At 75.5% G+C, this 9,217-nt stretch carries 7 protein-coding genes; 1 reads left to right on the top strand and 6 read right to left on the bottom strand.

The features are described from left to right. Window positions 1-41 precede the first annotated feature (41 nt). Genes AB0F68_RS29915 through AB0F68_RS29930 form a run of 4 tightly spaced genes read right to left on the bottom strand, consistent with a single transcriptional unit; the run spans window position 42 to window position 4,567 of the window. Entirely contained in the window at window positions 42-707 is a 666-nt protein-coding gene (locus tag AB0F68_RS29915) for a TcmI family type II polyketide cyclase (RefSeq protein ID WP_357344268.1), read from the bottom strand. A 40-nt stretch (window positions 708-747) separates the two neighbouring features. Beyond that, window positions 748-1,974 (bottom strand): cytochrome P450, encoded by a 1,227-nt coding sequence (locus tag AB0F68_RS29920; protein ID WP_357344270.1) that lies wholly within the window; start codon window positions 1,972-1,974, stop codon window positions 748-750. After that, window positions 1,971-2,291, bottom strand: a complete 321-nt coding sequence (locus AB0F68_RS29925) for an antibiotic biosynthesis monooxygenase family protein (RefSeq protein ID WP_357344272.1) — start codon at window positions 2,289-2,291, stop codon at window positions 1,971-1,973. The genes AB0F68_RS29920 and AB0F68_RS29925 overlap by 4 nt, the downstream gene beginning before the upstream one ends. Continuing rightward, window positions 2,288-4,567, bottom strand: coding sequence for an FAD-dependent monooxygenase (locus AB0F68_RS29930; RefSeq protein ID WP_357344274.1), 2,280 nt, complete (start codon window positions 4,565-4,567; stop codon window positions 2,288-2,290). The genes AB0F68_RS29925 and AB0F68_RS29930 overlap by 4 nt, the downstream gene beginning before the upstream one ends. Before the next feature lie 245 nt (window positions 4,568-4,812). Between AB0F68_RS29930 and AB0F68_RS29935 the strand changes: the two genes are divergently transcribed. After that, on the top strand, window positions 4,813-5,571 hold the full coding sequence (locus AB0F68_RS29935) for a class I SAM-dependent methyltransferase (protein WP_357344276.1): 759 nt from the start codon (window positions 4,813-4,815) through the stop codon (window positions 5,569-5,571). Between the two features lie 23 nt (window positions 5,572-5,594). Here the strand turns inward: AB0F68_RS29935 and AB0F68_RS29940 are convergent, their stop codons facing one another. Together AB0F68_RS29940 and AB0F68_RS29945 are read right to left on the bottom strand one after the other, a co-directional pair. Next, window positions 5,595-6,248, bottom strand: a complete 654-nt coding sequence (locus AB0F68_RS29940) for a class I SAM-dependent methyltransferase (RefSeq protein WP_357344278.1) — start codon at window positions 6,246-6,248, stop codon at window positions 5,595-5,597. Window positions 6,249-6,336: 88 nt separating this feature from the next. Next, complete coding sequence (locus AB0F68_RS29945; RefSeq protein ID WP_357344280.1) at window positions 6,337-9,030, bottom strand: AAA family ATPase; 2,694 nt, start codon at window positions 9,028-9,030, stop codon at window positions 6,337-6,339. Window positions 9,031-9,217: the final 187 nt, after the last annotated feature.

Consider the following 9,217-nt stretch of genomic DNA (forward strand, 5'->3'; position numbering starts at 1 on the left):
GCGGGCGGCGGGGGCGTCCTCGAACGCCCCCGCCCCGCGGCTCAGTCCTGGGCCTGCCAGCGGTAGAACACCGTGGCCACCGAGTCCTGCGGGCCGTGCCACTCCTCCGGCCGGTACGGGCTGACGTAGGGGGCGAGATCCTGCATCACCTTCGCGAAGACCGGTTTGTCGTCGTGGTTGTTACGGGTCGCCTCGGCGGCCGACGTCTCCTGTTCGAGCAGGTGGACGTAGACGTCGTCGATCGAGTAGAGCCAGCGTCCGGTGACGCCCAGCTCGGTCGGCAGCGACCCGGCGTCCGACTCGCCGAAGACCCGGGCCACGTCCGGTTCGGCGCCGGGCTTGATCCGCCCGACGATCACGGTGAGCGTGGTGTCCGCGGGCGGCTCCCCCGCCGGGGCCCAGTGGTAGAACTCCTTGGCCACCGAGTCGGACGGGTTCTTCCAGTAGCGCGGGTACGGCGTCACGTACGGGCCGATGGCCTCGGCGATCTTCTGGAACGCGGGCAGCCCTCGGGTCTGGCCCGAGATCCTCGGGTCCTGCTCGCGCTCGATGACGTGGATGTAGAGGTCGTGGTGGGACAGCAGGATCCGCCCGATGACCCCGAGGTCCTGGGGCCGGGTGGCCTGGTCGTAATGGCCGAAGACGTCCCCGACGATCTTGTCGCTGCCGGGGACCATGTGGCAGACGATCACGTTCCGGAAGACCATGAATGCTCCTTGAGTGGGTTCGAGTGGTCGGACAGGCGGCTCAGGCGGCGAAGGTGATCGGCAACTCCAGCAGGCCGCGGAACGGCGACGCGGCGGGCAGCCGGCGGACCTCGGCGAGGGGCACCCCGAGCCGCAGCCCGGGCAGCCGGCGCAGCAGCGCGGCGAGCGCGATCTGCGCCTCCATCCGGGCCAGCGAGACGCCGAGGCAGTAGTGCACCCCGTGCCCGAAACCCAGGTGCGGGCCGCGGACCCGGCGCAGGTCCAGCCGGTCCGGGTCGGTGAAGTGGGCGGGGTCGTGGTTCGCCGCGTTGATCGCCACGCCGACGATCGACCCGGCGGGGATGCACACCCCCTGGTACTCGACGTCCTCGGTGGCGATCCGCGGGCTGGCCACCGGCAGCGGGCCGTCGAACCGGAGCAGCTCCTCGATCGCCGCGGGCAGCAGCTGGGGCGTGGCGCGCAGCATCTCGAGCTGCTCGGGATGGGTCAGCAGCGCCAGCACCGCGTTGCCGAGGAAATCCGCGGTGGTCTGGTGCCCGGCGAACACCAGCAGGAACGTGGTGGTGACCAGCTCGGCCTCGGAGAGCGTCCCGTCGCGGTCGACCGCGTCGATGAGCGCCCCGATGATGTCGTCGGCCGGGTCGTCGCGCTTGGCCCGCACGAGGTCGGCGAAGTAGTGGTGCAGGCGCAGCTGGGCCTCCTGCACGGCCGCCCGCTCCTCCTGAGGCGGCCGGCGGGTCGAGCCGGAGGTGCGGATCACCTGGGTCCAGTCGAGCACCCGGTCGTGGTCGGCCGGCGGCACCCCGAGCAGCTCGCAGATGACCGTCATCGGCAGCGGGATGGCGAAGTCGTGCATCAGCTCGGCCTGGCCCTGCGGCAGCATCTTGTCGATCAGCTGGTCGACGACCTGCGCCACCCGGGGCCGCAGCGCCTCGATGCGCCGCGGCGCGAACGCCTGGGACACCACCCGGCGCAGCCGAGTGTGCTCCGGCGGGTCCGAGTTGAGCATGTTGCGGTTCAACCCCTCAGAGTTCGGGCCGAAGATCCGCAGGTAGTGCTGGGCGGGACCGTAGAGGTCCTTGGACAGCCGCGGGTCGGTCAGCGCGGCGCGGGCGTCGTCGAAGCGGGTGATCAGCCAGGAGTCGAAGCGCGGGGAGCTGACCGGGCACACCGGCCGGTCGGTCCGCAGCCGGGCGAAGGTCGGGTAGGGGTCGGCGGCGAACCCGTCGGTGTAGAGCTCGCCCGCCGGAACGGCGTCCTCGGTCATCGGTCCTCCTCCGGCGCGCTGCCCACACTGTGCAGCACCTGGTAGGTGTGCCGCTGCGCGGATTCGCGCAGCTCACGAATGATGCGCAGCAGCCGGTCCCGGTGCTCGCTGCGGCCGAAGGCGTCCAGCCGCTCGCGGTCCGCCCAGTCGCTGATGATCAGATAGCTGCGCGGGTCGTCGGCGTCGCGGACCAGGTCCTGGTGCAGGCAGCCGTCCAGCGTGCGGATCTCCTCGGCCGCGGTGCGCCACTCCGCCTCAAAGCGCTGCTCGCAGCCCTCCCGGGTGCGCATCGCGAGCACCGTGCGTACCCGGGTCACCGGGCACCCCCGAACACCAGGTGCAGGTGCTTGCGGAGCGCGTCGGCGTCGACCGGCCGGCTGCGGAACCCGACGTGCCCGTCCGGGCGGATCAGGTAGAGCCCGGTGCCGGTCACCCCGTAGGCGGCCCGGAACCGGCCGTCGGCGTCGCACACCGTCGGCGGGTCGAGCAGCCGCGGCTCGACGGCGTCCGGGCTGAGCAGCAGGTACGCGTCGACCTCCTCGGCCGCCTGCCGCCGCACGTCGGCGCAGAGCTCGGCGATCGCGCCCAGCGCCGCCTCGTCGGCCGACGCGTCGGCGTAGAGCAGCAGCGTGTGCCGGGTGCCGCGGGTCAGGTCGCGCAGCCGCAGCGGGTGGCCGACGCCGCGCCGGCGCAGCCCGTCGACGTCGGGAGCGCGGTCGCCGGGGCGGGGGGCCTCGCCGAGCGCGTCCGGATCGGACACACACTCGCCGACCAGCGGGCTGCCCGCGTAGCTGAGCAGCATCGACATCTCCTGGAGGAACTGCCGCTTCAGGTCCTCGCGGTCCAGCTCGTCGGTGAACGCCATCCGCACCGCACGGCCGACGATCTCCTCGCCCTCCGGCCGCCGCTCGGCCTCGTAGCTGTCCAGCAGGCCGGGCGCGGCGAGCCCGCGGACCGCCAGGGCCAGCTTCCAGGCCAGGTTCCAGGCGTCCTGGATCCCGGTGTTCATGCCCTGGCCGCCGGCCGGCGGGTGCAGGTGGGCGGCGTCCCCGACCACGAACACCCGGCCGTCCCGGTAGCGGTCGACGATGCCGTGGCTGATCCGGAACACCGACGACCAGCGCAGGTTCGAGGCGCGGGTGCCGGGCGGGGCGAGGTGGTCGAGGGCGGCCTGGACGTCGGCCAGGGTCGGCGCGCCCAGTTCCGCGCTGAACCCGGGCGGGGCGTCCTGCCCGCCGGTCTGGGCGAAGAAGCGGGGCGGGGCCAGGGTGGCGATCCGGTACCGGCGCTCGCCGCGCAGCGGGACGCAGACCAGCATGCCGTCCATCCGGCCCTCGGTCTCGTGCAGGAACCGCAGCAGGTGACCGTCCGGCATGTCCCAGTCCACGTCGACGTCGCCGAGCATGAACAGCTGCGGGAACCGGCCCAGCCCGCCGGTGAAGGTGAGCCCGAGCAGTTCCCGCACGCGGCTGTGCGCGCCGTCGCAGCCGACCAGGTACTTGGCGCGGACCGTCTCGGTGCCGCCGTCGGCGGTGGTGACGGTGACCGTCACCCCGTCCTCGTCCTGGGTGAAGCCGACCAGCTCGGCGCCGCGCTGCGGGCGTACGCCGAGGGTGGCCAGCCGGGCGGTGAGGATGCGCTCGGTCTCGTACTGGGGCAGGCCGAGGTGCGCGTACGGCAGGCCGGGCAGCTCCCAGCTCATCCGGTGGGTCTGCACCCCGTTGACGAAGACCATGTTGCCGGTGAGCCAGATGCCGGCGTCCATGGCCTCCCGGACGACGCCCTGCTCCTCCCAGATCTCCATGGTGCGGCAGTGCACGCCGATCGCCTTGTCGGCCTGCCCGGCCGGGGTGGCCAGCTTGTCGATCACCCGGCACTCGATGCCCCGCCGGGCCAGCTCGACGGCGGCGGTCAGCCCGGTGGGCCCCGCCCCGACGACGAGTACGTCCGTTGTCCTGTGCACGTCGGCCTCCCTGCCCGTGGTGGGTTGTCGCCTGCCGCCCTCGTCGGGCACGACGTGGAACAGGCGGCGCCGGATGTCGAGAAGGAACGGCGCGATCGGCCCGGCCTGCGCGGAGGCGTGGGCCGGATCGGCGATCCAGCGGAGGAACTCCGCCGCGCTGTTCCACTCGGCGAAGATGTGGTGCACGTCCGACCCGGGTTCGCGCAGCAACTGCTCGCGCCGGTACCCGGGCACCCCGGCCATCCGCGCCCTGACCTCCGGGTAGCCCCGGTGGAACTCGGCGAGCCGGGGCGCCGGCACGCTCAGCTCCACGTCCACGTAGACCGTCGAGTCGCCCGCCCCGTGCTCCCGCAGCACCGGGTAGTCGGCCGGGCCGGCCGGCTCGGTCAGCGGCCGGACCAGCTCGGCCAGCCGCGCGGCCACCGACCCGTCCCGGTACGCGCGCAGCGCCGCCTCGTCGGCCCACTCGGTGACGACGACGAACCCGCGCGGGTCCAGGGCGTCGAGCAGCAGCTCGTGCCGGAGGTTGCCGGTCAGCCCGCCGATCCGCCCCGCGACCGTCCGCCACGCGGATCGCACGGCGGGCTCGCAGCCCGGACGCGCGCGCAGCCGGAGCATCGTCCTGATCATGAAGTCCCCTTCGACGGCCTGCGGGAGACGGTGGAGCTGTCGCGGCCGGTGTCACCGGACCACCACGTCGTCGCGCTGCGACCCTGCCGGAGGTCGCGTCAACCCGCCGTCACGGGCGACCCCCGCGACGTCCCCGCCCGGTGACGCCGCGGGGACGGTCGCCGCTACGGCCCGGCTCCCGGCTATTGCAAAAGATAGGCAACAAGCCTCGACAGGCGGCCGGTCCGGTAACTATCGTCACCGCCATGACTCCTTACGGACTGGACGCGCGGGCATGGCAGGAGAGCTGGGACCGGCAGCAGGAGGCGTACCTGCCGGACCGGGAGCACCGGATCACCGCGCTGCTCGACGCCGCCGAGGCCGTGGCCGGTGACCGGCCGCCGCGCCTGCTCGACCTCGCCGGCGGCACCGGCTCGATCAGCCTGCGGGCCCTGGCCCGCCGCCCGGACGCCGAGGTCACCGTCGTCGACCTGGACCCGGTCCTGCTCACCCTCGCCGAGGCGTCCCTGGCCGGCCGGGCCACCGTGGTCACCGCCGACCTCAACCAGACCGACTGGGCCCGGGTGCTCCCCCACCGCGACTACGACGCGGTGCTCACCGCCACCGCCCTGCACTGGTTGGACGGGCCGCGCCTGGCCGCCCTCTACCGCGAACTACGGGACGTGCTGCGGCCGGGCGGGGTGTTCGTCAACGCCGACCACATGCTCGACGACGCACTGCCCACGCTCACCACCCGGCTCGCGGAGCGGGCCCGGGCGGGCCGGCACGCCCGCCACCGCGCAGGCGCCGCGCTGTCCTGGGCGGACTGGTGGGCGCAGGCCGCCGCCGACCCGGTGCTCGGGCCGCTGGTGGAGAAGCGGCAGCAGATCTACCCGACCGGGCACAGTCCCGAGTGGAACCCGCCGGCGGCCTGGCACCTCGACGCCCTGCGCGCGGCCGGCTTCACCGAGGCCGGGGTGCTGTGGCGCGGCGGGGCCGACGCCGCCGTGGCCGCCGTACGCTGACGCACGTTCCCGCCCGGTCGGGGTCAGGTGTCGGGTGCGCGGACCGTGCGGAGCAGGAAGCCGGCCAGCGTGAGGTCCTGACCGCCGGCCCGCGCGGCCACGTCGATCTCCTCGACCTCGGTGTCGACCCACGCCGGCTCGGCGAAGCCGGCCCGCAGGAACTCCTCGGTCACGCCCCAGCCGTTGCTCGCGGTCAGGGACACCGCCAGCACGAAGACGGTCGCGCCCGGCGCGGCGAGGCCCGGCAGTGCCGCGAGGTATTCGTCCGCCGCGCCGTCGCCGCGCCGGACGAGGCTGTGCAGCAGGCCGGAGTCGAACACCGAGTCGAACGGCGCCGACGGCAACGACAGGTCGGTGGCGTCCTGGACCTCGAAGTGCACCGTCAGGCCCTCGCCGGCGGCCTTGGCGCGGGCCGCCTCGATCGCCACCCGCGAGATGTCGACCCCCGTCACCCGGTAGCCGCGGCGGGCGAGGGCGATCGCGAGATCACCGGTGCCGCAACCGACGTCGAGCACCGTCGGGCCCTTCACCCCGGCGTCGAGCACCGCCGCCAGGGCCGGCTGGGGACCACCGATGTTCCAGGGCGGCCCGCCCGAGTCGGCGGCGTCGCGGTAGACCTCGTCGTAGTTCACGTCATAGGGCTCGTTGCCAGCCAGCTCGCCGTCGCGTGGGCGCACCGCAGACCCCCTGGACAATCCGTACTCCAGTCGGAACCCGCACCCTACCCCGCAAAGGGTGCGGCAGCCGGGTGTCGCCCGCCCGCCCCTAGGCGAAGAGGCGCGCCAGTTCGGTGCGGGAGCGGACGCCGAGCCGGTGAAAGATGTTGCGCAGGTGGTGGTCGATGGTCCGCGTGGAGAGCGACATCCGGGTGGCGATCTCCCGGTTGGTGGCCCCCTCGGCGACCAGCCGGGCGATGTGCAGCTGCTGGCCGGTCAGCAGCTGGGCCGGCGGGTGTTGCGACGACCCGACCGACTCTCCCGCCGCGCGCAGTTCCGCGCCGGCCTGCTCGGCCCAGACCGTCGCGCCGAGCAGGGTGAACGTCTCCCACGCCCGGTGCAGGTACGCCCGGGCGTCCCGCGGCCGACGGGCCCGGCGCAGCTCCCGGCCGAACAGCAACTCGGTGCGGGCCCGCTCGAACCGGTCCGTGTCGGCGGGGTGCAGCCGCAGCGCGGTGCGGAACTCCCGCTCGGCCTCGGCGCTGCCCCGGGGCGCGAGCAACGCGTGGCAGCGGGCGGAGAGCGCCCGGCGCGACGGGCTCGCCGTGCTGCTGGCCCAGCGGTCGAAGACGGCGAGCGCTGCGGCGGGCCGCCCGCCGTCGTGTGCGGCGGCCTCCACCAGGTACGGCGTGGCCATCACCTGCACGAGGACCTGACCGCGGCCGGTGCCGCTGCGGGCCAGCGACGCCAGCCGGTTGGCCGCGTCGGCGTGCCGGCCGTCGACCAGGTCGAGCACGCCGAGCGCCCACTGGGCGTACGCGTAGGGGCGGCTGCCCGGGGCGGCGCCGTCGCCGATCTCGGCGATCCGGGCGAGGCTGGTGGCCCGGTCGGCCCGCACCGCGGCCAGTACGGCGAGGATGCCGAGGTGGACCCGCGCGCAGGTCCGCTGCCCGGTGACGCGGGCGATCCCCAGCCCCTCGTGGGCGGTCTCGGTGGCCGTGGCGTGCCGGCCCAGCCAGTACTCGGCGACCGCCCGCAGCTCCAGCGCGCGGGGTAGCACGGACAGCTCGCCCCGGGCCCGGGCCAGCTCGACGGCGCGGTCGGCGAGCCGGTGCGCCGCGCCGTCCACCGCCACCAGCAGCCCCGCCACAGCCGCACAGACCAGCGCGGCCGGGGTGAGCGCCGGTCCGGTCAACCGGCCACCCAGGACGACCACCCGGCGCAGCGCCGGCCCGCCCTGCTCGTGGTCGCCGCGCAGGGTGGCCGCGACGCCGGCCGTGAACGTGGTCAGCAGCGCCACGTCCGGCGGGTCGCCGGGCCGGCTCAGCGCCGCCGCCCGCCGCGCCACCTCGGCGTACCGGTAGTGGTCACCGGTGAGGCAGATGGCCTCGCCGGCCCGGACCAGGCCGAGCAGGGCGGCCCGGCGGTCGGCCGGTGCGACCGCCTCGGCGGCCGCGAGCAGGGTGGCGACCGCGGTGGAGGGCGCGTCGCAGCGCAGTTGCATCTCGCCGCGCAGCAGGTCGGCCCGGCCGGCCGCGGCCGGGTCGGCGGGCAGCCCGTGCAGCAGCCGCCGGGCCTCCTCGGGGTGGCCGGCCGTCCAGGCGCAGCGGGCGGCGGCGACCGTCCGTTCGGCGGCGCGGGCGGGGTCGGCGCTGAGTTCGGCGGCGCGGCGCAGCGCGGCGACCGCCCCGGTCCGGTCGTCGGCGCCGTCGGCGGCCGCCGCCTCCAGCTCCGCCGCCAGCGCCGGGTCGGGGCCGTCGGTGGCGGCGGCCCGGTGCAGGGCCCGGCGCAGCGGTCGGCCGTCCAGCGCCCGGGCCAGCAGCAGGTGGGCCGCCTGCCGTTCGGCGAGCGGCGCGACCAGCTCGATCATCGTCCGGGTCAGCGGGTACGGAAAGGTCACGCCCCCCGGGCCGGCGTGCAGCAGGCCGGCGGCCTCGGCCGGCGCCAGCGCCTCGACGGCCAGGCCGGCGCAGCGCGCCGCCCGGACCAGGGTGGCCGGGTCCCCGTCGGGGTCGAGCGCGGCCAGCAGCAGCAACCGCCGGGTGTCCGGGGGCAGCCGGTCGAGGCGGGCGCGGTAGGCGGCGCCGAGCGCGCCGCCGGCCGGCGGGGCGGCGGGCAGCGGCTCCTCCCCGTGCCACTGTCCGGGGGTGAGGGTGTCGGCGAGGTCGACCAGCGCCTGCGGGTTGCCGCCGCCGGCCACCGCCAGTCCGGCGGCCACCGCGGCCGGCGGTGGGGCGGGCCGCCGGTCGGCGAGCAGCGCGCGGCACTGCCGCTCGTCGAGCGGGCGGAGCCGGTGGGCGGGGAGGTCGTGGGCCGCCGACTCACCAACCGCGGCGAGCAGAAGGGCGACCGGCAGCCGGCACAGTCGGCGGGCCACGACGGCGAGCGTCTCGGCGGTCTCCGGGTCGCCGGTGTCGACGTCGTCCATCGTGCACAGCAGTGGACGGTCGCGGGCGGCGGCGGCCAGCAGGCCGAGCACGGCGGTGGCCAGAGCCAGCCGCTGGGTGCCCGGGCAGCCGCCGCCGGTCAGCGCCCGTCGCAGCACCCGCCGTTGCCGCTCGGGCAGCGATCCGACCCGGTCGAGCACCGGGTCGAGGAGGCGTTGCAGGCCCGCGTAGGGCAGGGTCGCCTCGTCGGGGAGTCCGGCGCCGGCGAGGACCGCGCGCGCACCGGCGTGCCGCCGGGCATACGCCAGCATCGCGCTGCGGCCGGAGCCCGGCTCGCCGTGGATCAGCAGCGCGCCGCCGTCGGCCCGGTCGAGCAGCCGGCGGACCGCCCGGCACTCGTCGTCCCGACCTCGCAAGGCTATTTGCACTCTGAATGCAGTAACCACGCATCCAGTTTCACCTATCGGTAACCTCTTCGAAAAGAGCTGGGCCGGCGGGCGTCTCGCACGCCGAGTCCGGACACGCCCCGCACGGCGGGGCGGTCGCGGAGAACCGCCGGCTGGCCGCCCCCGCCTCGGTCGACTCGCTGCCCACCAGCGGCAT

The organism is Micromonospora sp. NPDC023966, assembly GCF_040639095.1.
Lineage (GTDB): Bacteria > Actinomycetota > Actinomycetes > Mycobacteriales > Micromonosporaceae > Micromonospora.